This is a genomic window from Streptomyces sp. NPDC030798 (assembly GCF_055572275.1).
This window is the reverse complement of the sequence record NZ_JBVIDR010000008.1, coordinates 279347-300727: the sequence shown is the minus strand read 5'-3', so window position 1 is coordinate 300727 and position 21381 is coordinate 279347. Positions and strand designations below refer to the sequence as shown.

Genomic DNA, 21381 nt, shown 5'->3' with positions numbered 1-21381 from the left:
AAAAGGACAGCCTTCATGTCGCTCGACGTCTCCGCGCAGTTGTTGGCCGAAGCCGAGAACGGCGAGGTCCGGGAACAGGACTTCGTGGAAACGGTCCGTACGTCCCTGCCGTACGCGTACGACCTCATCGCCCGCCTGGCCGCCGAACTGCGCTCCGGCACAGCGGAGTTCGCCGACAACCAGACCCCGCCGCCCTCCGAGAAGGAACGCGGCCAGCTGTTGCGCGCGTTGTCCAGCGATGCCATCCGGGGCAGCCTGGAGCGCCACTTCGGCGTCGCCCTCGCCTTCCAGAACTGCCACCGTGTCGCCGCCTTCCACCCCGAGGCACGCGGTGGTGAGACCCACGCGCGCTTCACGTCCCTGCGGGCTCAGATCCTCAACCAGTCACCGGAGTTCCGCGACTGCTGAGCCGCTTGCGAACCCGGGCCGTCCGGCGGCGGGTGGGTGAGGGACCGGCGCCGTCAGCACGTACGCACTGTGATGAACTGACCTCTGATCACCAGTGACGCAGGGGGAGAGATGACGGCAGACGCAGAGCGGTTCCGCCAGGACGGGCACCGGATCGAGAAGTGGTCGATCGGGTGGATGCTGCTTTCGCTCGCGATGTGGGCGTGGTTCGCCTACCGGTTCCTGATGAACGACGACCGGGGGCCGTTCACCCGCGCGGAAGACAGCCGCGCGCTGGTAGGCATACTCGCGCTGGCGGTCATCCCCACGATCATCACGGCGGCGACCCTCGTGTACGCCCGCGTCCTGTTCCGCCTGGCTCGCCGGGCCGGGTCAGGGGCCGGGTGAGTTCGGTTCATTCGGCGGGCCCGGTGCCTGTACTGCGGCCAGGTCGTCGTAGACGAGCAGACCGTCCTGGCGCAGCCGCACTCCCGGCGTGGGAACGTGGGCATACCAGCGTCCGTCATGCATCAAGTGGTGGACCGGCACACCATGCGCGAGGACGGCGAAGTCGGCGATCAGACGACGGTGGCAGCGCCACCAGACCGCTTCGCTGCACATCACCGCCGTGCGAGCCAGGGCCGCCTCACGGAGCAGGCGGTCCATGGCGGCGACGAAGCCGGGCGTTCGGGTGTGGGCGGCGTAGCCGCGGAAGGAGGCGTTGCGCCAGACGACGTCCGGGCTGTCCTGGGGTGGTTTGCGGTATCCGCCGAGGTCGGGTTCCCAACGGTAGGTGATGCCGTGGGCGGGCATCCACACGGCAAGCTGCGGCCTGGACAGGTCAGGGTTGCGACGGCTCCCCGGCGCGATGCGCACGTCCACGACGGCGGTGACGCCGGCGCTCTGAAGCAGCTGGACGAGCTGTTCACGGCCGGCGGTACCGTGCCCGAAGGTGATCAGGAGATGTGGCACCCGTCCCTCCGTTCGGGCCGACCGCTGCGGTCGCGCCGTCGGCGCCCGCCGCCTCCGAACGGCGAGCGACACACCAACCAGAGGTTTCGCGCTGATGACCTATGCTGCCACGCTCGACGTCCCGCCGCTTGCCCGGCGGACGAGCCGGCTAGCGTGCCACGCGGTAGCGGAGATACACGACTTTCGAGCGGAAGGTGCGGGTCTCGACGAGTTCGAGATCCACCCGGCGCTCGCGCTGGGGGAAGAACGGGATGCCACCGCCGACCAGCACCGGGTAGACCCTGGCCCGGTACTCGTCGATCAGACCCGACGCGGCCGCCTCGGCGGCGAGAGTCGCGCCGCCGATCGCGATGTTGCCCTCCCCCGGCTCGGCTCGCAGCCGCTCGATCTCGTCCGCCAGGCCGCCGGAGGCCAGGCGGGCATTGCCCTGCACCACCGACAGCGTGGTGGAGAACACCACCTTCGGGAGCCGCTTCCAGATCGCGGCAAATTCGAGCATCGAGTCGTCGAGCGAGGGATCCTGGTCGGCGGTCTCCCAGTACAGCATCGTCTCGTAAAGCCGTCGCCCCAACAGGTGGACGCCGGCCCCGCGCACCTCGTCGGTGGCGAAGCGGAAGACCTCGTCGTCGGGCGCCGACCAGTCGAAGCCACCGTCCGGTCCGACGATGTAGCCGTCGAGTGAGACGCTCATCGAATAGGTCACCGTGCGCATGAGAAGTCCTCCTCGGTAGCGGTTCGAGGCCCGGCACGGAGCCCGGCGCACGATGGACCGCGGGGCCGTCAGCCGGGGCGGTCCGCGCGGAGGTGTTCCCTCAGGCCCTGTTCGGTGTTGCTGACGTGCAGCAGTGCCGCGGCCTGGCTGAGAGCGGCGTCGCGGTGGGACAGGGCGTTGAAGATCGCCTCATGCTCGGCGAGGGTCCGGCCCGCGGCCTGGTTGTCGACCAGGCCGCGCCAGATCCGGGCGCGCAGCGTGCGGCCGGAGATGCCCTCCAGGAGGGTGAGCAGCGTCTCGTTGCCCGTGGCCCTGATGACGGCGCGGTGGAAGGCCGCGTCGTGGGCGTTGAGCTGTTCCACGTCGTCGCGGGCCTCGCGCATGGCGTCCAGGTGCCGCTTGACCTCGGCCAGCTGGGCGTCGGAGATCCGGGTGGCGGCCAGCGCGGTGGCGACGGGTTCCAGGAGCCGGCGTACCTCCATGAGGTCCTGCAGGGCGGCCGAGTCGCCCTGCAGCAGCTCCACCGCACCGCCGAGTCCCTCCAGGAGCAGGCTGGGCTGCAGGCTGGTCACGTACGTGCCGTCGCCCCGCCGGACTTCCAGGACCCGGGCGACGGCCAGTGCCTTGACCGCCTCACGGGCCAGGTTGCGGGACAGGCCGAGCTGGGCGGCGAGGTCCGGTTCCGGCGGGAGCTTGGAGCCGGGAGGCAGGGCGCCGCTCGTGATCAGCTCACGGATCTGCGCTATGGCCTTGTCCGTCAGTGACACCACGCACTCCTTCCGGCCCCGTTCCCCGCGGGCACGTCCGACCTGATCAGCCCCTGAGCGCGGAGTTCGTCCCAGAGGGCGTCGGGGATGTGCCGAGCGTGGAGTTCCACGTTGCGCACGACGTGTTCCGCGGTCCGCATGCCGAGGGTGACATTGATGATACTGGGATGGGTGTAAGGGAAGGCGATCGCGGCGGCGGGCAGGGTGGTCCCGTGCGCGGCGCACACGTCGGCGATGGCCCGGGCGCGGGCGACCAGGTCGGACGGGGCGTCCTGGTAGTCGTACTTCATGCCCTCGGCGGGCCGCGGACGGGAGAGCAGTCCCGAGTTGAACACGCCGACCGCCACCACGCTCTTGCCCAGCTCCCGCGCGGCGGGCAGGACGTCGTCCAGCGCGGACTGGTCGAGGAGGGTGTAGCGGCCTGCGAGCATCACCAGGTCGGCGGCGCTCTCGCGCAGGAAACGGGCGAGCATGGCCGACTGGTTCATGCCCGCGCCGATCGCGCCGATCACACCCTGGTCGCGCAGGTCCGCGAGCGTGGGCATGGCCTCCTCGACCGCCTGGCGCCAGTGGTCGTCCGGATCGTGCAGGTAGACGACGTCCAGCCGGTCCAGGCCGGTGCGCTCCAGCGTGTCCTCGAGGGAGCGGAGCACGCCGTCCCGGCTGAAGTCCCACCGCCGGCGCAGATCGTCCCGTACGACGAAGCCCTCGGTGTCGACGCCGCGCGGCTCCTCGTTCGGCACGAGCAGCCGGCCCACCTTGGAGGAGACGACGTACTCGTCGCGGGGGCGGCCGCGCAGGGCGGCGCCCAGTCGGTGCTCGGAGAGGCCGAGGCCGTAGTGCGGTGCGGTGTCGAAGTACCGGATGCCGGCGTCCCAGGCCGCGTCGACGGCGGCTCTCGCGTCGCCGGCCGGGGTGACGCGGTACAGGTTGCCGATCACGGAGGCACCGAAGCCGAGTTCGGTGAGTGCGACGGACGTGTGCTGGATCTTCCGGCGTTGCATGGGCCGATGCGTCAACTGTGCTCCTGCGGTGTGCGGACGGGTGTGGTCGCCAACGGGCCGGTCATCTTCTGACGGCGGCCGAGCCGCCTGCCATGAGCGCCTCGACCTCGGCGAGCGAGGCCATGGAGACGTCACCGGGCGTGGTCATGGTGAGTGCGCCGTGGGCGGTCCCGTAGGCCAGGGCGCGTTTCAGGCCGGCGGTGTCGAGATTCGCGGCGCTCCAACCCTGGTCCGCCGGGCCGCCCTCCCTGCTGTCGGCGGTCAGCAGTCCGTAGATCAGACCGGCCGCGAAACCGTCGCCGGATCCGATGCGGTCCAGGACATGCAGACCGGGCATCTCGGGGCCACGGACACAGCCGGTGCGGGCCGACCAGGCGGCCGAGGACCAGTCGTTCACACCGGCCGAGGGCACGGTGCGTACGGTCGTCGCCAGCACCTGGATCCGGGGCAGGCGTCCGGCCACCTCGGCCAGGGCCTCCTTCACCTCGTCGGCCTCGACGCGCACCGCGCCCGGGTACGGACCGGCCAGGCCCAGGGCGCCCACGACGACGTCGGCGTGCCGGGCGAGGCGCAGGTCGGTCTCGCGGGCGCGGTCGGCGCCGCCCCGGTCGGTCCAGAGGCTGGGGCGGTAGTTGGGGTCGTAGGAGACCGTGACGCCGTGGCGGCGTGCGGCGGCCATGGCCTCGTCGGCGACGTCGACGGTGGTGTCGGACAGCCCGGCGAAGATGCCACCGGTGTGGAACCAGCGCACTCCCGACGAGAACACCGCGTCCCAGTCGACGTCCCCCTTGCGCAACTGCGAGACGGCTGTGTGCGCGCGGTCGCTGACGCCGAGCGCGCCGCGGATTCCGTAGCCGCGTTCGACGAAGTTGAGTCCGTTGCGGGTGGTGCGGCCGATGCCGTCGTCGGGGGCCCAGCGGATCAGCGAGGTGTCGACGCCGCCCTGCAGGATCAGATCCTCGACCAGCCGCCCGACCGCGTTGTCGGCCAGGGCGGTCACGACGGCGGTGCGCAGGCCGAAGCAGCGGCGCAGTCCACGTACGACGTTGTACTCGCCGCCGCCTTCCCACACCTGGAAGGTGCGCGCGGTACGGATCCTGCCCTCGCCCGGGTCGAAGCGGAGCATCACCTCGCCGAGGGCGATCACGTCGGTCATGTCCCGCTCCCCTGCACGGCCTCGGCGGTCAGCCGGCGGATCTCGGCGTAGTCGCCTCGTTCCAGGTGGACGGCGGTGGCCATCCAGCTGCCGCCGACGGCGAGGACCGCCGGGTCGGCGAGGTAGGCGGCCAGGCGGGGCGCAACGATCCCGCCGGTCGGCACGAACCGCACCCGGGGGAAGGGGGCCGCGAGCGCCCGCAGCGTACGGATGCCGCCGAGCGGTTCGGCGGGGAAGAGCTTGACGGTGTCGAGGCCGGCCCTCAGGGCGCGCATCAGCTCGGTGGCGGTGGCGATGCCGGGGACGACGGGCACCCCCAGCTCGCGGCACCTGGCGACGACGTCCTCGTCGAAGCCGGGGGCGACCACGAAGCGGGCCCCCGCCGCCACGGCCCGCTCCGCCTGCTCGGGAGTGAGGACGGTGCCGGCGCCGACGGCCAGCCCGCCGTGGGCGGCCATCGCCTTCACGACCCGTTCGGCGTCCGGTGTGCGGAAGGTGACCTCGGCGCACCGGGCGCCGCCCGCCGCGAGCGCCTCGGCCAGCGGAGCCGCGGTGGCCGTATCGGGCACGGTCAGTACCGGCATGACGCGGGCACCGGCCAGCACGCCGGCCAGGTGGGTGTCGCTCATCGGCCCAGCCATCCGCCGTCGACGGGCAGGATCGTGCCGTGGACGTAGGCGGCGGCGTCGGAGGCGAGGAACACGGTGGCACCGGCCAGGTCCTCGGCCCTGCCCCAGCGTCCGGCCGGGATGCGTTCCAGGATCGCCTTGCTGCGGACGGGGTCGGCCTGCAGTGCCTGGGTGTTGTCGGTGGCGATGTAGCCCGGCGCGATGGCGTTGACGTTGACGCCGTGCGGGGCCCACTCGTTGGCCAGCGCCCTGGTCAGTCCGGCGATGCCGTGCTTGGCGGCGGTGTAACCGGGGACGGTGATGCCGCCCTGGAAGCTGAGCAGCGACGCCGTGAAGACGACCTTGCCCCGACGGCGGGCCACCATGGCGGCGCCGACGGCCCGGGTGAGGGCGAACTGGGCGCTGAGGTTGACCTGGAGGACCAGGTCCCAGTCGGCGTCGGGGTGTTCGGCGGCCGGGGCGCGGCGAATGGTACCGGCGTTGTTGACGAGGATGTCCACCGGCCGCTCGCGCCGGGCCAGGTCGGCGCCCAGGGCCCGGACGGCCTCGGGGTCGGCGAAGTCGGTGCGGATCGCCTCGAACGTGCGGCCCACGGCGACGACGTCCTTCTCCACGTCGCTGCCGGACTCCTCAAGCGAGGCGCTGACACCGATCACGTCCGCGCCGGCTTCGGCGAGGGCGCGGGCCATGGCCCGGCCGATGCCGCGCCGGGCGCCGGTGACGACGGCGAGCTTTCCGGTGAGGTCGAAGGCGTTCATTCGGCGGCTCCCTGAGCGTCGTCGGTGCAGTCGACGAGGATCTTCATCACGTCACCGCCGCCCTCCAGGGCCTCGAACGCGGCCGACGCCTGCGTGAGCGGCACGACCTTGCTGATCAGCCGCTCGGCCGGAACGGTGCCGTCCGCCACCAGCGCCACCGCCCGCTCGAAGTCGGACCGGTCGTACAACCGGGCGCCGACGAGGGTGAGTTCGCGCCAGAAGAAGCGGTGCAGGTTCAGCTCGCGGGGCCGGGGATGGATGGCCACCAGGCACAGTCGGCCGCGCACACCGAGGACGTCCACCGCGGTGTCGACGCCGCCTGCCGCGCCGGAGACCTCGAAGGCGACGTCCGCGCCCGCGTCGCCGGTCCACTGCCGGACCAGCTCGGGCACGTCGTCGACGGCCGGGTCCCAGGTGACCAGCCCGAGTTCCTCGGCCAGCAGTCGCCGGTGCGCGCTCAGCTCGACCACCCGGACGTCGGCGCCGGCTGCCCGCGCGACCAGTGCGATGAGGATGCCGACGGGCCCGCCGCCGACCACGACGGCCTTCTCGCTCTCGCGCACCTGGGCCCGCCCGACGTCATGCACGGCCACGGCCGTGGGCTCCACCAGGGCGGCCCGGTCCAGGGGCAGCGAGCCGGGAAGGCGGATGAGGGTGGCGGCGGGCACGGTCCAGCGCTGCTGCATGGCGCCGGGAGAGTCGATGCCGATGAAGTCGAGGTGCTGGCAGATGTGCTGGTTCCCGGCCCGGCAGGCCGGACAGGTGCCGTCCCAGCGCAGCGGCATCACGGTGACCGCGTCGCCGGGCGACCAGCCCTCCACGTCCGGGCCGACTCGTACGATCCGGCCGGACATCTCGTGCCCGAGGACGGCGGGCGCGGCGACCCGGGCGTCCATGTCGCCGTGGAAGATGTGCAGGTCGGTGCCGCAGATGCCGACGTAGGCGGGGGCCAGTTCGACCTCTCCGGGGCCGGGGGGCGAGGGCTCGGCGGGCGCCGTGTCCAGGGTGCGGGCGGCCAGGTAGCGGACGGCGAGTGTCATGGTGCTCTCAGGGTCCCTTCAGCGCGGACGCCGACCGTGAGCAGCAGGTTGGCGTAGGTGCGGATGTCGGCGGTGACGATGGCGAGGGCCAGCTCGGGTGAGCGGGCGGCGTCGTAGAACTCGTGGCGGCCGAGCGTCCCGACCGGGACGGGTGCCAGCATGGAGCGGTACTGGGCGAGGGGAAGCGGCTCCGGCTCACCCTCGGGCGGCACCATGACCTGCGCCGACTCGACGGGCAGGACGCGCAGCAGGACGCCGAGGACGGTGGTGACGTCCAACTGCCCCGGCGCCAGGTTGAGATGGACGGTTCTGGCCTGCGGGCCGGTGGCCGTACTCGCCGGGTAGTGGCCGTCGGCGAGCAGGACGCGGGCTCCGTGGCCGGCACCGGCCAGGGCTTCGAGGATGCCCGGATGCAGCAGTTCGGTCAGGAGCATCAGGTCCCCTCCTGCAGGTGGTAGAAGTGGGTCGCGGTACCGGCGAGGACCGCGTCGGTCTCGGCGGGGGAACAGCCGTCCAGGAGTTCCTCGACGGTGGCGGCCCACCGGTTCCAGCCGCCGGCGAGGACGCAGACCGGCCAGTCGGAGCCGAACATCAGCCGGTCGGGGCCGAAGGCGGCCAGCAGGGCGTCCCACACCGGGCGGATGTCGTCGAGGGTCCACTTGTCGTGGTCGGCCTCGGTGACCAGGCCCGACACCTTGCACCGCACCTGGGGATGCGCGGCCAGCCGTCGCACCTCACGCTCCCAGTCGTCCAGGTCGTGCCGGGCGATGGGAGGTTTGCCGGCGTGGTCCAGGACCAGCGGCAGTTCGGGGAAGCGCTCGGCCAGGCGGATGGCCTGCGGGAACTGGTGGCTGCGGACGAGTACGTCGTAGGCGAGTCCGCGTTCGGCCACCGCCCGCAGTCCCCCCTCGACGGAAGGCCGTTGCAGCCAGCCGGGGTCGGACTCGTCCTGGACGAGGTGGCGTACGGCCCGGAGGTACGACCCGCCGGGCCCCGATCGCAGTGCGTCGAGTACGTCGCCGATCGCGAGGGAGGTCAGGTCCACCCAGCCGACGACCGCACCGATGAGCGGGTCGGTGTCGGCGAGGGCCAGCAGCTCGCGTGTCTCGGCGACCGACGTCACGCACTGGACGAGCACCGTGCGGGACAGCCGGCGTCCGGCGAGGGCACGGGTGGCGCAGGCGCGCAGATCGTCGGCGCCGAAGGTGCGGCGGATCGGCTCGTGACCGGGCTCGTCCAGCCAGGGCTGGGGGCGGCGGTCCAGGTTCCACAGGTGATGGTGGGCGTCCACGAGCCCGGGAGCGGTGTCAGACACGGGCGGACCACACCGGGCCGTCGGGATAGGCGTACTCCTTGAGGGAGTCCGGGTGCATCTGCGCGCTCAGCCCGGGCAGGGTCGGTGGCAGGTAGTGGCCGTCGACGATGCGTACCGGGTCGATGAAGTGCTCGTGCAGATGGTCGACGTACTCGATGACGCGGTCCTCGGTGGTGCCGGAGACGGCGACGTAGTCGAACATCGACAGGTGCTGGACCATCTCGCACAGGCCCACCCCGCCGGCGTGCGGGCAGACCGGGACGCCGAACTTGGCGGCGAGCAGGAGGATGGCGATGTTCTCGCCCACGCCGCCGACCCGCGCCGAGTCGATCTGCACGATGTCCACCGCGCCGGCCTGCAGGAGCTGCTTGAAGACCACCCGGTTGGCGATGTGCTCGCCGGTGGCGACCTTGATGGGCCTGAGCGCCTCGCGGACTGCCGCATGGCCGAGGATGTCGTCGGGCGAGGTGGGCTCCTCGATCCAGTACGGCTGGTACGGCGCCAGGGCGCGCATCCAGTCGATCGCGGGGGCGACGTCCCATCTCTGGTTGGCGTCGACGGCGATGCGGATGTCCGGACCGACGGTCTCGCGGGCGACGCTCATGCGCCGTACGTCGTCCTCCAGTGAGGCGCCGACCTTCAGTTTGATCTGGGTGAAGCCGTCGGCGACGGCCTCGCGGGCGAGGCGGGCCAGCTTCTCGTCGGAGTACCCGAGCCAGCCGGGGGTGGTGGTGTAGGCGGGATAGCCCTTGTCGAGAAGGCGTTCGATGCGGTGTTCGCGGCCGGGTTCGGCGCGGCGCAGGATGCCCAGCGCCTCCTCGGGGGTGAGCGCGTCGGACAGCCAGCGGAAGTCGACCTGGGCGACCAGTTCCTCGGGCGACATCTCGCCGAGGAAGCGCCAGACCGGTTTGCCGGCCCGCTTGGCAGCCAGGTCCCAGGCGGCGTTGACCACCGCGCCGGTGGCCATGTGGATGGCGCCCTTCTCCGGTCCCAGCCAGCGCAGTTGGGGATCGTGGACGAGGGAGCGGGAGAACGCGCCGAGGTCGGCGCAGACCTGTTCGACGGGCAGGCCCACCACATGCGGCGCGAGGGCGGCGATGGCGGCAGCCTGGACGTCGTTGCCCCGGCCGGTGGTGAAGGCGAGGGCGTGGCCCTCGAGGCCGTCGCCGGCGTCGGTGCGCAGGACGACGTAGGCGGCGGAGTAGTCGGGTTCGGGGTTCATCGCATCGGACCCGTCGAGGTGCTCGGACGTCGGGAAGCGCACGTCGAGGACGTCCAGGGCGATGATGCGGGCGGAAGCGGACACAGCAGGGGGCATGACAGCAACTCCTGGAGGAGCAGGGGGGAGAAGAGGCCCCTGCGACGGGATGGGGGACGGCGAGGAGGGGCCGGCGGCGGCCGCCCGGTTCACTCCTGGACCTTGCCGCCCGTGATGCGCGAGATGGTCAGCGCGACGAGGATGATCAGACCGTTGAGGGCGCCGATCCACTGGGCGGGGACGCCCGCGAGGGTGAGCACGTTCTGGATCATGAAGAGCAGCAGGATGCCGCTGAAGGCGCCGAACATGGTGCCCTTGCCGCCGTTGAGGCTGATCCCGCCGATGACGGCGGCGGCGAAGACGGTGAAGATGTAGCCGTTGCCCTGGGCGGAGGCGACGGAGGCCAGCCGCCCGGACAGCAGCAGTCCGGCGAGGGCGGCGAGCACGCTGCCGGTGACGATGACGGTCCACAGCACCCGGTCGGTGCGGATGCCGGCGGCCCTCGCAGCGTCGACGTTGCCGCCGATGGCGTACAGCGAGCGGCCGAAGCTGGTCCAGCCCAGAACGACGATGGCGACGGCGAACAGTGCGAGGCAGATCCAGATCGAGGCCGGCACCCCGAGCCATTCGGCGGTCCCGAGGTAGAGCATCGACTGCGGCAACTGGAAGAAGGTCTGGCCGCCGGAGATGCCGGTGAGGATGCCGCGCAGCACGATCAGCATGCCGAGGGTGACGATGAAGCCGTTGAGGCCGAAGCGGATGATCAGCAGTGCGTTGATCACTCCGACCAGCGCGCCCACGGCCAGGGTGACCGGAATGGCCCAGGCGCCGGGGAGCAGTCCGAGTCCGTGTCCGGCGCCGGCGGGGACCACCAGCCAGGCCGCGACACCGGGTGCCAGGCCCATGGTGGACTCCAGCGACAGGTCCATCTTCTTGACGATCAGGATCATCGTCTGGGCGAGGACCAGCAGGGCCATCTCGGACATGGTCTGCAGGACGTTGATGAGGTTGTCCGCCTGCAGGAAGACGGGGTTGACGACCTGTCCGACGATCGCGATGACGACGATGGCGGGGACGAGGGCCAGGTCACGCAGCCGGGCCAGGGGTATCCGGCCGCCGAGCAGCGCCGTCCGCCTGGCGCCGGCCGCTTCCGTCTTGGGGGTGGGCGTGTCCGCGAGGGCGGTGTCAGGCATGGAGGTCCACTCCTTCCATCGCGGCGACGAGGTCGTGGTCGTGCCAGCCGCGGGCGATCTCTGAGGTCACTCGGCCCTGGAACATCACCAGGACCCGGTCGCACATGCGCAGGTCGTCGAGTTCGTCGGAGGCGATGAGCACTCCGGTGCCGGTCCGCGCGGTCTCCTCGACCTTGCCGAGGAGGAACTCCTTGGAGCGCACGTCCACGCCCGCGGTCGGGTTGATCAGCACCAGCAGGCGCGGGTCGTCCGCCAGGGCGCGGGCCATCACCACCTTCTGCTGGTTGCCGCCCGAGAGGGCGGAGACGGGCAGCTCGGGTCCCGGCGTCTTGATGGCGAGGTTCTCGATCATGCGCTCGGCCAGTCGGTCCCGCCGGGCACGGCTGAGAAACCCGTTCCTGCCGAGCCTGCGCGGCACGGACAAGGTGGCGTTGTCGGCGATCGACATGTCGGGCACGAAGCCCTGGTGGTGCCGGTCCTGGGGCACGAACCCGGCGCCTGCGGCGAGCGCGGCGGGCACGCTGCCCGGCCGGGGGCGGTTGCCGGCGATCTCCAGCGCGCCGCCGTCGGCGGCCCGCAGTCCGACGATGGTCTCGGCCACTTCGGTACGTCCGCTGCCGGCCGCCCCCGCGAGCCCGACGATCTCTCCGGCGCCCACCTGGAAGGTGACATCCGCGTAGGTCTCGCCGGTCAGCTCCCGCACGCTCAGCGCGGCCCGGGCGCCGGGGTCGAGGGTGCTCGCGCGTTCCTCCTGCCGGTCGGCCGCCGCCTCGCCGGTCATGGCGGCGACGAGTTCGGTGCGGGGCAGGTCCGCGACCGGCGCGGTCAGGATGTGCCGGGCGTCGCGGAAGACCGTCACCATGTCGCAGATCTCGTAGATCTCCTGGAGATGGTGGCTGATGAACAGGAAGGTGACGCCTTGGCGTTGCAGGTCGCGGATGCGGCCGAAGAGCCGGTTGATGGCCGCCCCGTCGAGTTGGGCGGTGGGTTCGTCGAGGATGATGAACCGGGCGCCGAAGGACAGCGCTCGGGCGATCTCGACGAACTGCCGCTGCTCCACGCTGAGATCTGCGGCCGGGGTCTGCGGGTCGACGTCCACGGACCAGGTCGCCAGCAGATCGTGTGCCCGGCGGCGCACACCCTGCCAGCTGATGAGCCGGTTGCGGCCGTGGTCGTGCCGGTTCAGGAAGAGGTTCTCCGCCACCGTGAGGGTGGGGATGATGGTCGACTTCTGGTAGACGCAGGCCACGCGCTGCCGCCACGCGTCACGGTCCGCGAGCCGTGGCGCGGGTTCTCCGCCGAACGTGACCGTTCCCTCGTCGGGGACCTGCAGCCCGGTGAGGACGGACACCAGGGTGGACTTGCCGGCCCCGTTGCGGCCGACGAGGGCGTGGGTCTCGCCGGGCCTGATGGTGATCCGGGCGCCGTTCAGGGCCACCGTCGGGCCGAATCGTTTGACTATGCCCGTCGCCTCGACGACGGGCGGGTCCGCCGGGACCCGTCCGTCGTCCGCCGGTGCGGGCGCGGGGGTGACTGCTCGCTCCCCGTCGCTCATCTCAACCGCCTTGCGCTCGATAGCCGTTGCGTTCCTGACCGGGGAGATCAGCCGAGGTTGTTGCCCCAGAGGGACTTGTCGTCGCTCTTCAGGCTGGTGATGCCGCCGTAGGCGCCGCCGTCGGCGGTGACGAGCGGGGCGGAGAGCTGGTCCTCCAGCAGCCCCTCGCGGACCTGGACGATGGTGCTGTCGTGGTCGGTCTTGCCGGGCTTGAACGTCTTGCCGTCGATCGCGGCCTTCAGGTAGTACAGGGCGTACTTGGCGTAGAGATCGGCCGGCTGGGAGACGGTGGCGTCGATCTTGCCGGCGGCGATGTCCTTGAGTTCCTCGGGGATGCCGTCGTTGGAGACGACGAAGACGTGCTTCTTGTCCTTCGGACCGACCAGCAGGCCCTTCTGCTTGAGGACCTGGAGGGTGCCGGACAGGGCGAAGCTGGACTGCATGTAGACGCCCTTGATGTCGGGGTGGGCGGTCAGATCGGTCTGCAGCTTCTGCGCGGCCACCGCACCGTCCCAGTTGGTGGCCTCACCGAACACCTTGATGCCGGGGTAGTTCTTCTTCATGCAGTCGTTGAACGCCTCGGTGCGGTCGCGGCCGTTGATCGAGGACAGGTCGCCCTCCAGCATCACGACCTTGCCCTTGCCGCCGAGCTTGGTGCCCAGGTACTGGCACGCCTTCTCGCCGTAGGCGCGGTTGTCCGCGCGCACCACCATGAAGACCTTGCCGCTGTCGGGGCGGGTGTCCACCGTGACGACCGGGATCTTCTTCGCCTCCAGCTGCGCCAGGGTCGGCGCGATGGCGGCGGTGTCCTGCGGTGCCATCGCGATGCCCTTGACCCCCTGGCTGATGAAGGTCTGCGCGTTGGCGGTCAGCTTCGCGACGTCGTTCTGCGAGTTGGTGGTCTTCAGGGAGAGGTCGAGCTGACCGGCGTACCGCGGCGTGTACTTGATGTACGAGTTCCAGAAGTCGGTGTCGGACCGCGGGTAGTCGACGCCGACCAGCGGCCGGTCGCTGGAGGTGGCGGCGGTGCCGGAGCCGCTGCAGGCGCTGAGCAGCGCCAGTGCGGACAGGGTGGCGGCGGTGGAGCAGAGGGCGGCTCTGAGTCTCATGGGTGCTTCCTCGCGCTGGGGTCGAAGCGGGGGATCTACCGGTGCGACAGCCGGTGTGTCGCTCACTCGTAGAGATGGGATGTTTATAGATGCCGAAGGAGCGCCCTGTCTAGGCCGGGGCGAGAACTTGCCGGAAAAAGCGGGCCAGGGCGACCCGACTGGATCGCTCTGCCGTCGACCTGGAGATGAATCCATCCCATCAATGGTGCGCATTCGTGATGCGTCGGCAACGAGCGGCCGGCGGGTTCACCCACCCGCGGCTGTCACACTCCGACCGGTTGCCACTCCTGGTCTGTGCCGCCGTTGGAGGTGCGTGCGGCCGGTGGCGGGCAGCAGCTCATGGACGATGACCTGGTCGGCCCGGGAGACGGAGACCTGGCGCTTCCAGGTGCCGTAGCCGTCGGTCCAGGTGCGGGTGACCTCGCCGGTGCGGAAGTCGGTGATGCGGGCGGTCTGCGTCCACCGTGGCCCGCACCTCCCGGCCGTCGCAGTGGCCGGTTCATTCCTCGGCGGGCCAGGACCGCGGCAAGGACGTTCTTTCGCACGCCGGGCGATAAGCGTCCCGTTACCGCTCGCGCGTCGAAGCGCTGGAGCGGACGTCCCGGACAACCATGCCGAGCATCAGGGTCAGCCCGGCCAGGTGCGAGTCGAGCAGGGAACAGGGTGCCCCACCCGTACTATCGATGCACCAGGGCACGGTTCGCCCGGCCACGATTCGAGGAGCGAAAAGATGTCCGAAAGCACCGCGCATTCCTCCGAGTTGACATCGCAGTACGTCAACCAGGTGATGGGCGACCTGGAGCGCAACGTCAAAGAGCAGGAGCGCATCACGGCGGAACTCGCAGCGCTGCAAGAACAGTTGGCCGTCCTGCAGCACGATCACACGGTGTTGGTGAACATGCAGAAGGCGCTCGGCGCCGCAGCGGCTCCGGCGGTCACCCCTGCCGGTGCCGACAGTTCTGACCGTGCCGGCAGTGCTGTGGTGCCTTCCCCTCGGCGGAAGAAGGCGGCTGCGCCCGGGACACGCCGCTCGGGGCGGACAGCCACCGCACGGTCCGGTGGAGAGAAGGGACCCGCGAAGAAGCCTACGGCCACAGCGTCGGCCTCCAAGGCGGCGAAGCCCACCCTGGTCGAACTCGTCCGCCGTCACCTGACGGAACAGAGCGAACCCCGCTCCGCCGCGGAAGTCGCCGAGGCGCTCACCCAGGCGCACCCCATGCGTGCCATCCAGACCAACGTCGTGCGCACCACCCTGGAGAGCCTTGTGGCCCGCAACAAGGCACAGCGCACCAAGCAGGGAAGCTCCGTCTTCTACACCGCTTCCGACGCCTCTGCGCCGGCGGCAGAGCCCAAGGGTGAGACACAGCCGGAAGCTACGTCCTGAGCAGGCGACTGTTCGGAGCGCATGGCCACGCTCATCGGCAAGATCAGCTGTACCTGGCCGAGCCAAGTCCTCGCCTCCGACGAGGACACCGCCGGGGCGAGGCGTGGTGCGCCTCCGCCGTTCTTGCGCGTGCGGCTTCGCCGCTGCCCGCCTGCCCCGGGGGCGGGCAGCAGCCAGAAACTCAGCCGCAGTTCGTCGCGTCCCCGCCGGCGTAGCCGCCGAGGTAGCTCCCGTACCAGTCGACGCAGGAGCCCGCCGCCGACACGTACACGGGCCCGGCGTAGTACCTGTAGTCGCCCTTGTCCACGACCCAGGTGGAGGAGCCGGTGCGCCGGATCTTGGCCACCATCTCGTTCGCGTACTTCTGCTCCGTCTGGATCGTGACCACGCAGTTCTTGCCGGTGGCGCCGCTGTAGGTCAAATAGACGGTGCCCAGCCCGTACTGCATGTTCTGCCAGTTGACGACGGAGTAACCGGAGCCGCAGGCCCCGTTGTACGCCACGTTCGCCCCGGTGGCCGACGCGGTGCCCGCGAACGCCACCACCGAGGTCAGCGCCGCGGCTCCCGCGACGGCCAGAGTGGCTCGTCTGTTCATGTCCGGCTCCTTCTCCTGGTGAGGATCAACGGCGTCGATCACATCACCGAGGAGCTGTGGGCGACGCGTCACGCCAGCTCAATGACGTGTTCATGGCTAGAACTGGATCATGAATGGCTGATTCCCGGACGCATGGTCGAATCTGTGGACTACCTGATCAGAAAGCGCAGCTGCAGTGACATGAACCGAGCGACGGCGAGCGGGGACGGGCAGGGCCCTAGGGGAGGCGGGCCAGCAAGTGGGCGTCGAGGAAGCCGCGTTCGGAGGCCGGATCGTGGAGCAGCCGGGCGAACGGGACGAGCCCGGCCCCGGCCAGCAGCTCGGCGAAACGGTCCACCGGCCAGCTGTAGGCGGGCGTCACCTTGTGGTCGAAACGGATCGGCTCCGGTCCGTCGGTCGCGAAGAACGAGACCAAGAGCAGGCCGCCCGGTGCCAGGACACGCACCTGCTCGGCGAGTAGCGCAGGCAACTCCCCGGGCGGGGTATGGATCATCGAGTAGTGGGCCAGCACGCCGCCGAGTGCGCCGTCCTCGACCGGCAGGGCCTCCATCCGCCCCTCGTCGAACCGCAGCGCCGGATGGGCCCGCCGGGCGTGGCCGACCATGCCCGGGGAGAGGTCGAGCCCGAAGGCGTCCAGCCCCAGGTCGTGCAGCATCGCCGTCAGATGCCCGGGCCCGCACCCGACGTCGACCGCCCGCGGGTTCCCCGTCGCGCGCACCAGTTCGGCGAAGGTGCCGATCATGTTCCGCGAGAAGGGACGCGTCTCCAGCCCATTGGTGAACAGCGACGCATAGAGCTCGACGACACCGTCGTAGGCCAGCCTGGTCTCGTCCTGATGCTCCCTCACGGGGAAGGAAGCTAGCATCCGCACCCGTTCACCGCTTCCCCGGCCCCGTGCCGCCCCCATGGGGACCGGCTGTCCGGAGCGTGCTGCCCGCCCTGCGCCACCGTCCGGGCTGTCTCAGTGATGGCCGAACCCGCCGTCACCGTGCCCGTGCCCGTGCCCGTCATGGTCGTCCCGGTCGTGGCCTCCTCGGTCGCCGTCCGGACCGTCGCGCCTGTCGGGCCGGTCGTCGTCCTCGCGATGGCCGTCGTGTCCGGGCGGGAGATCGACGGTGTCGCAGTAGATCACGGGCCCTGGGGACGCGGCGGAGGCGGGGACGGGGCCGTCGGGCGGGATGCCCTCCGTCTCCATGACCAGCAGGCGCAGGGGTGCTCCGCGCCGCACAGGCGGCACCGTGATCCGACCCGAGTAGAAGGGCGTGTGGGACGACTCCGCGTCGATCGAGGTGAGCCGGGTGGCGGTCTCCTCGAGGGTCACCCAGCCGAGGTCCTCGTCTTTGACGACGTCGTGACGTCGTTGCAGCGTGGCCGTGATCTGCGGCGCCAGCGAGCCGGTGGGGTCCCAGGAGGGGCCGGTGACGCTGACCGTGAGCGGCTGACCGGGCCTGACCGTGAGTTCCCGGTCGGGCAGGGTACGGACCATGTCGGCGAGCACGACCGGCGAGATCTCGGCGCCGGGGATCGAATCCGGCTGGTACCGGACCAGAGCGAGCCGGATGAAGGGCAGGCAGGTCTCCCCGGTGTCCAGGTCCAGGTCGCAGAACCAGCGGCCGCCCTTCTCGTCCGCGTCGAACTGCGGGGCGAAGCCCACGACGGTCACGGTGAGCGGGCCGGCGGGCGTGGGCAGGGTGAGCTTCTTGGGCTGCCCCACCGCGTTGGTGAACACGTCCGGGGTCGGGGCCACGACGGGAGCGGAACGGTGCACGGGGTCGCGGCCCATCAGGGTGACCCAGGCGTCGCGCAGGGACGTCGGGTCACCGCCGGGCGGCTCGCCGAGGACCACGCCGAGCAGTTCACCGTCTCCGGAGGAGAACCACGGCCGGCCCAGGTACACCCTGATGCCTCCGCCCCGCCGGCGCCGGACGATGCCGTCGGAGGTCGCGTCGTCCTGCTCCAGGGCGAGCGTGGGTACGCAGTACAGGACCCGCGGGGCCGTGGGTGCCGCGCTGCTGGGCACCGAGTGTTCCTGCGCGGCGCCCGGTACGGTCAGCGCGCTCTCGCCGGGCTCGGCGAACCGTGGTGGGAAGTAGTCGCCGAAGCGGCTGCCCGCGAGCGGGTGGTAGCGCACCACGCGGTGTCTGGTGTCGCCGAACTCGTGCTTCTCGATGAGGGGTTGTGCCTTTGCGGCCGTGGCCCCGTCGGCCTTCGCCTTGTCCTCGGCCGCCTTGGTGCTGAAGGTCAGAAGGCCGTCTTGAAGGACGGCGGGGTCCGTGCCGGGGACGCCCGTCGGTGCGGCCCTCGCCGTCAGCAACCCGAACACCGGCACGGTCATCGTCCGGGTGTCGCGCCCGGTGGGGCCCGCGTCCGTCACCTCGGTCCACTCCGCGATCAGATCGACGCGGCCGGTGCTGCCCTCGTCCAGTGCGATGGTGCCGGCGAGATGCTCGGCCGTGGCACCGGCGGGGCGCGGGGCGGCCAGGGGGGTGAGGTTGAGCACGGGCGTTTTCAGCGGCTTCTGGACCGCGTGGACGAGGGTCAGCTCGTGCCAGGGAGTGAACATCCAGTGACGGCTGGCGGCGGCAAGTTTCAGTACCTCGTCGGCCCGCTGCGCTTCCGCCTTCTTCCTCGCCTCGGCCTGCTCCTCCGTCTCCGGGGCGAGTCCGTGTGGTGGCGGCAACGGGTCCTGGCACCACGTGGCCATGCCCATGAGGTTCGCATCGAAGTCGATCGCGGAACACACGCGGACGGTGGCCACGGCGCCCTTGGGCAGCGACACGGTCAGCACCCGGGACGCCTCGTCGAAGTGGGGCGGCGCGGTCCCTTCGGCCAGCCTCAGCCTGAAGGACCTCGGGCGGTGCCAGACATCGCCGTCCCAGGGAACGAGAAACGGCTGGCCGGGAGGCATTCCCGGCAGGTCCAGCAGGGCGGTTCCCCGGGCCAAGGGGTCGGGAAGCCCGCGCATGTCGACCTGTTCCCCCGTGTGCAGGGCGGTCACCGCGGGGTGGTCGGGATCCGCCGCCGGCGAATCGATGGGCTCCAGCCGTACGTCCGGTCCGGGGTCGTCCAGGGAGTCGCTCTCGCGTACGGCGAGCGCGTAGACCCTGTCCTGTACGGCGTGGTCGGTGGAGCCTATGGCGTCGTCCAGCAGCCCGTGCCACTCCACACACTGCAGCGATGTTTTCGGTGCCACCACGTGCCGTTCGTCGACGCCCTGATAGGGGAGGTGTCCTTCGGTGGTGACCAGCCCGGAGTGGTTGAACTCCGCGGCGTACTGCTCGGCCGTCCGGCCGGTCACCGGGGCCGGTGGCGAGCCTGTGCCGCAGTCGACGGTGAAACCGGCCTTGCGGCCCAGCTCGGTCAGGGACGTGCAGCCGGGTGTGCCGTCGGCGTCATGGCCGGAGAAGCCCTGGTCTCGTTGCTCCTCGGCATAGGCCTCTCTCGTCCGGTCGCCGAAGTTGCCGTCCGCGCCACCCGGAAGGTTGTGGCCCAACGCCATCAGTGCTCTTTGGACGACGCTGACGTCGTCGTTGGTCATGTGGGGCTGCACCCTGGAGAGCAAGACCCGCGTCTCGTTCGGCGCAGGGCCGGGACCGGCAGCCGGGGGCGGCCGGTCCCCCGGACTGCTGCGGATCACCATCCGGAAGGCGGAGGCGCCTTCGGCGAGCGGCAGTCTCGGTACCACGGCCGGCGCGGGGACGGCCTCGAAGCGCTGGAAGGGCAGTGGCGGGTCGGGGACGGCCACGCCTGGCAGGTGCATGAGGGCGTCGGCCTGCTGGAGGTCGAGGCCGTTGCCCGCCAGGTCCACGGTGCGCAGCCGCACCCGGTAGGCATGGTGGAACCGCAGGGTGGGCAGCGAACCGCGCCCGGCCCTGACCGCGATCTCCAACGGTACCCCCGCCGGCGCCTGGTTCCTGGGCGGCACCAGCGGATTGGGCGGCCTGTGGGTGGTGGGGTCCCCCTCGTCGGTGTCCAGGACGAGGCCCGGTTGCGGCGCGGACAGGGACCACCCACGCCAGACGGCCAGCGGCTCGGGTACGTGGAGCATCGGTTCGCCAGGTGGTGTGATCAGGTTGGCCTGGAAGAAGCCTTCATCGGTGGCCGTCAGCAGCAGTGGCCCGTTCTGCGGCCGCCGGTACTCCACCTCACGCGCATGCAGCGAGAACCAGCCGTTGCGACTGCCGTCCCAGATGTCCATCCGGTGGCCGCGGACCAGATCCTGGGCGACGAGCACCGGGGGGGTCGGCTCGGCCTGGACGTCCTGTGGGGCCGGCTGCGCCGCATGCGGTCCGCCCGGCTCGGCCGGTGTCTGCGGTTGCGCCTGCGCCCGCTGGTGCGCGACCACCTCGGTGAAGGCCTCGTCGTGCGCGACCGCCCGGCCGAACTCTGCCTGCAGGCTGGTCATGCGGTCTTTGCGGATCAGTGAGATTCCGTGGGTCCGAACCGGGGACAGGCCTTTGGCGTCGTCGGGAATCGACAGCATCTTCAGGGCGGCACCCTCGATGTCCGCCTGCATCAGGTCGAAGTTCGAGGCCAGGTCGACCAGACCGCGGGCCGGTGAGGCCAGCGGGTCGCCGGCGGACGGCGGTTGCGCCGCGGGGACGAAGATGCGGCGGCTGGGCGCGGGCGGACTCGGGGAAAGGGGATCCACGCCGAAGAAGTAGCGTGTGAGGCAGCGGACGTCGTGCGAATCGCTGCCCAGGGCCGACGTCCACCGGGGGATGACGGTCAGCAACCGCTCGCCGGCGGACTCGGGGAGCCCGGCCGGCAGGACGAAGTCCAGGACCAGTCCGAGGCGGCGGAGCAGCACGGGGTGGTCGCCGAGCGAGGTCAGCATCGTATGGAAGTCCGGGGGCGGCGGGGACGGCGGTGAGGGATGCTCCTGACCGTTCGGCGGCTGTCCCTCCGCGGCCGGCTCTTCGGCGGCCAGGGACGCCGGGCCGGCCGACGTTCCGTTGGTCGCGGACGTGGCGGAACCGGAGGGGTGGTGGAACAGGGCCAGCGTCTGCAACTGCGGGGGTCCCACTCCGCCGGCAACGAGCGGTGTGTGTCCCTGTCCGTCCATGGCCGCAACCTGATCATTCACCGGATTTTGCGTCGGGGGCGGCGCCTCGGGCGAGTCCTTGGCCGCCCTGGCGTAGACGCCCTTCGTGAACTCGTGGACTTCCTCGACCGAGTAGCTGCGCATGGTCTGCTTGGGCGCCTCCATGGAGTACGGCTCCAGTGGGGTGCCCTCGTGGAAGAGACTCGTCCACAGGTTCAGGTCCGGCGCCGGGCCCTGCGGCGTGAGCGGGTCGGTGAAGGGAACGGGCACGGGCGGTGTGGCGGTGCCGTCCGCGGTGGCGAACTCGAATCCGACCGCCATGACTGTCTCGGGCCATCTGAGGAAGTCGTGGAAGTTCGCCAGGGTTCCGGTCGTTCCGTCGGGCGTCTGGAGTCGGGGAGCCACGAACACCGACACTTGCGGCTGGGTACCGTCGGCCGAGACCACGGCCGGCCGGGGCAGAGCCGTCCAGCTGATGTGCTGTTCGAAGGGCATGGTCATGG

20 protein-coding genes are annotated in these 21381 nt (G+C 71.0%); 3 read left to right on the top strand and 17 right to left on the bottom strand.

What is annotated here, in order from left to right; translation table 11 throughout:
* Positions 1-15: 15 nt before the first annotated feature.
* Both ACZ404_RS20575 and ACZ404_RS20570 read left to right on the top strand, forming a co-directional pair.
* Entirely contained in the window at positions 16-408 is a 393-nt protein-coding gene (locus ACZ404_RS20575; protein WP_468441861.1) for an SCO5389 family protein, read from the top strand.
* Between the two features lie 111 nt (positions 409-519).
* On the top strand, positions 520-795 hold the full coding sequence (locus tag ACZ404_RS20570) for a hypothetical protein (RefSeq protein ID WP_468441859.1): 276 nt from the start codon (positions 520-522) through the stop codon (positions 793-795).
* Here the strand turns inward: ACZ404_RS20570 and ACZ404_RS20565 are convergent.
* The 14 genes from ACZ404_RS20565 to ACZ404_RS20500 form a co-directional block, all read right to left on the bottom strand.
* A complete protein-coding gene (locus ACZ404_RS20565) occupies positions 781-1359 on the bottom strand; it encodes a DUF488 domain-containing protein (protein ID WP_468441857.1) in 579 nt (192 codons plus the stop codon). The genes ACZ404_RS20570 and ACZ404_RS20565 overlap by 15 nt on opposite strands.
* A 148-nt stretch (positions 1360-1507) precedes the next feature.
* The gene (locus tag ACZ404_RS20560) at positions 1508-2071 is read right to left on the bottom strand and encodes a dihydrofolate reductase family protein (RefSeq protein ID WP_468441855.1); all 564 of its coding nucleotides are present in this window, start codon (positions 2069-2071) and stop codon (positions 1508-1510) included.
* 68 nt (positions 2072-2139) lie between these two features.
* Positions 2140-2838 carry a FadR/GntR family transcriptional regulator gene (locus ACZ404_RS20555; RefSeq protein WP_468441853.1) on the bottom strand — a complete coding sequence of 233 codons (699 nt, stop codon included), beginning with the start codon at positions 2836-2838 and terminating at the stop codon, positions 2140-2142.
* Positions 2829-3842, bottom strand: a complete 1014-nt coding sequence (locus ACZ404_RS20550) for an aldo/keto reductase (protein ID WP_468441851.1) — start codon at positions 3840-3842, stop codon at positions 2829-2831. Before ACZ404_RS20550 ends, ACZ404_RS20555 begins: the two co-directional genes overlap by 10 nt.
* 61 nt (positions 3843-3903) lie before the next feature.
* Positions 3904-4998, bottom strand: a complete 1095-nt coding sequence (locus ACZ404_RS20545; RefSeq protein WP_468441849.1) for a PfkB family carbohydrate kinase — start codon at positions 4996-4998, stop codon at positions 3904-3906.
* Positions 4995-5627: a bifunctional 4-hydroxy-2-oxoglutarate aldolase/2-dehydro-3-deoxy-phosphogluconate aldolase gene (locus tag ACZ404_RS20540; RefSeq protein ID WP_468441847.1), complete on the bottom strand. Its 633-nt coding sequence runs from the start codon at positions 5625-5627 to the stop codon at positions 4995-4997. The genes ACZ404_RS20545 and ACZ404_RS20540 overlap by 4 nt, the downstream gene beginning before the upstream one ends.
* Positions 5624-6385, bottom strand: a complete 762-nt coding sequence (locus ACZ404_RS20535) for an SDR family oxidoreductase (RefSeq protein WP_468441845.1) — start codon at positions 6383-6385, stop codon at positions 5624-5626. Before ACZ404_RS20535 ends, ACZ404_RS20540 begins: the two co-directional genes overlap by 4 nt.
* Positions 6382-7425 (bottom strand): zinc-dependent alcohol dehydrogenase, encoded by a 1044-nt coding sequence (locus ACZ404_RS20530; protein ID WP_468441843.1) that lies wholly within the window; start codon positions 7423-7425, stop codon positions 6382-6384. The genes ACZ404_RS20535 and ACZ404_RS20530 overlap by 4 nt, the downstream gene beginning before the upstream one ends.
* Positions 7422-7859, bottom strand: a complete 438-nt coding sequence (locus tag ACZ404_RS20525) for an RbsD/FucU domain-containing protein (RefSeq protein ID WP_468441841.1) — start codon at positions 7857-7859, stop codon at positions 7422-7424. The genes ACZ404_RS20530 and ACZ404_RS20525 overlap by 4 nt, the downstream gene beginning before the upstream one ends.
* On the bottom strand, positions 7859-8740 hold the full coding sequence (locus ACZ404_RS20520; protein ID WP_468441839.1) for an amidohydrolase family protein: 882 nt from the start codon (positions 8738-8740) through the stop codon (positions 7859-7861). Before ACZ404_RS20520 ends, ACZ404_RS20525 begins: the two co-directional genes overlap by 1 nt.
* On the bottom strand, positions 8733-10058 hold the full coding sequence (locus ACZ404_RS20515) for an L-fuconate dehydratase (protein WP_468441837.1): 1326 nt from the start codon (positions 10056-10058) through the stop codon (positions 8733-8735). Before ACZ404_RS20515 ends, ACZ404_RS20520 begins: the two co-directional genes overlap by 8 nt.
* A gap of 89 nt (positions 10059-10147) precedes the next feature.
* On the bottom strand, positions 10148-11191 hold the full coding sequence (locus tag ACZ404_RS20510; RefSeq protein WP_468441835.1) for an ABC transporter permease: 1044 nt from the start codon (positions 11189-11191) through the stop codon (positions 10148-10150).
* Positions 11184-12746 carry a sugar ABC transporter ATP-binding protein gene (locus tag ACZ404_RS20505; protein WP_468441833.1) on the bottom strand — a complete coding sequence of 521 codons (1563 nt, stop codon included), beginning with the start codon at positions 12744-12746 and terminating at the stop codon, positions 11184-11186. The genes ACZ404_RS20510 and ACZ404_RS20505 overlap by 8 nt, the downstream gene beginning before the upstream one ends.
* A 47-nt stretch (positions 12747-12793) precedes the next feature.
* Positions 12794-13855 (bottom strand): sugar ABC transporter substrate-binding protein, encoded by a 1062-nt coding sequence (locus ACZ404_RS20500; RefSeq protein WP_468441831.1) that lies wholly within the window; start codon positions 13853-13855, stop codon positions 12794-12796.
* 730 nt (positions 13856-14585) lie between these two features.
* Between ACZ404_RS20500 and ACZ404_RS20495 the strand changes: the two genes are divergently transcribed.
* Positions 14586-15239 carry a hypothetical protein gene (locus tag ACZ404_RS20495; protein WP_468441829.1) on the top strand — a complete coding sequence of 218 codons (654 nt, stop codon included), beginning with the start codon at positions 14586-14588 and terminating at the stop codon, positions 15237-15239.
* 181 nt (positions 15240-15420) lie between these two features.
* On the opposite strand, the gene ACZ404_RS20490 is transcribed toward ACZ404_RS20495, so the two are convergent.
* The 3 genes from ACZ404_RS20490 to ACZ404_RS20480 form a co-directional block, all read right to left on the bottom strand.
* A complete protein-coding gene (locus ACZ404_RS20490) occupies positions 15421-15834 on the bottom strand; it encodes a spore-associated protein A (RefSeq protein ID WP_468441827.1) in 414 nt (137 codons plus the stop codon).
* Positions 15835-16051: 217 nt separating this feature from the next.
* Positions 16052-16681, bottom strand: a complete 630-nt coding sequence (locus ACZ404_RS20485) for a class I SAM-dependent methyltransferase (RefSeq protein ID WP_468441825.1) — start codon at positions 16679-16681, stop codon at positions 16052-16054.
* A 114-nt stretch (positions 16682-16795) separates the two neighbouring features.
* Complete coding sequence (locus tag ACZ404_RS20480; RefSeq protein ID WP_468441823.1) at positions 16796-21379, bottom strand: peptidoglycan-binding protein; 4584 nt, start codon at positions 21377-21379, stop codon at positions 16796-16798.
* Between the last annotated feature and the right edge of the window lie 2 nt (positions 21380-21381).

Excerpts from the sequence above, each read along its gene's own strand:
- ACZ404_RS20575 (WP_468441861.1), top strand. The coding sequence starts at position 16 with ATGTCGCTCGACGTCTCCGCGCAGTTGTTGGCCGAAGCCGAGAACGGC.
- ACZ404_RS20570 (WP_468441859.1), top strand. The coding sequence starts at position 520 with ATGACGGCAGACGCAGAGCGGTTCCGCCAGGACGGGCACCGGATCGAG.
- ACZ404_RS20560 (WP_468441855.1), bottom strand. The coding sequence starts at position 2,071 with ATGCGCACGGTGACCTATTCGATGAGCGTCTCACTCGACGGCTACATC.
- ACZ404_RS20550 (WP_468441851.1), bottom strand. The coding sequence starts at position 3,842 with ATGCAACGCCGGAAGATCCAGCACACGTCCGTCGCACTCACCGAACTC.
- ACZ404_RS20545 (WP_468441849.1), bottom strand. The coding sequence starts at position 4,998 with ATGACCGACGTGATCGCCCTCGGCGAGGTGATGCTCCGCTTCGACCCG.
- ACZ404_RS20540 (WP_468441847.1), bottom strand. The coding sequence starts at position 5,627 with ATGAGCGACACCCACCTGGCCGGCGTGCTGGCCGGTGCCCGCGTCATG.
- ACZ404_RS20535 (WP_468441845.1), bottom strand. The coding sequence starts at position 6,385 with ATGAACGCCTTCGACCTCACCGGAAAGCTCGCCGTCGTCACCGGCGCC.
- ACZ404_RS20530 (WP_468441843.1), bottom strand. The coding sequence starts at position 7,425 with ATGACACTCGCCGTCCGCTACCTGGCCGCCCGCACCCTGGACACGGCG.
- ACZ404_RS20525 (WP_468441841.1), bottom strand. The coding sequence starts at position 7,859 with ATGCTCCTGACCGAACTGCTGCATCCGGGCATCCTCGAAGCCCTGGCC.
- ACZ404_RS20515 (WP_468441837.1), bottom strand. The coding sequence starts at position 10,058 with ATGCCCCCTGCTGTGTCCGCTTCCGCCCGCATCATCGCCCTGGACGTC.
- ACZ404_RS20510 (WP_468441835.1), bottom strand. The coding sequence starts at position 11,191 with ATGCCTGACACCGCCCTCGCGGACACGCCCACCCCCAAGACGGAAGCG.
- ACZ404_RS20505 (WP_468441833.1), bottom strand. The coding sequence starts at position 12,746 with ATGAGCGACGGGGAGCGAGCAGTCACCCCCGCGCCCGCACCGGCGGAC.
- ACZ404_RS20500 (WP_468441831.1), bottom strand. The coding sequence starts at position 13,855 with ATGAGACTCAGAGCCGCCCTCTGCTCCACCGCCGCCACCCTGTCCGCA.
- ACZ404_RS20495 (WP_468441829.1), top strand. The coding sequence starts at position 14,586 with ATGTCCGAAAGCACCGCGCATTCCTCCGAGTTGACATCGCAGTACGTC.
- ACZ404_RS20490 (WP_468441827.1), bottom strand. The coding sequence starts at position 15,834 with ATGAACAGACGAGCCACTCTGGCCGTCGCGGGAGCCGCGGCGCTGACC.
- ACZ404_RS20480 (WP_468441823.1), bottom strand. The coding sequence starts at position 21,379 with ATGACCATGCCCTTCGAACAGCACATCAGCTGGACGGCTCTGCCCCGG.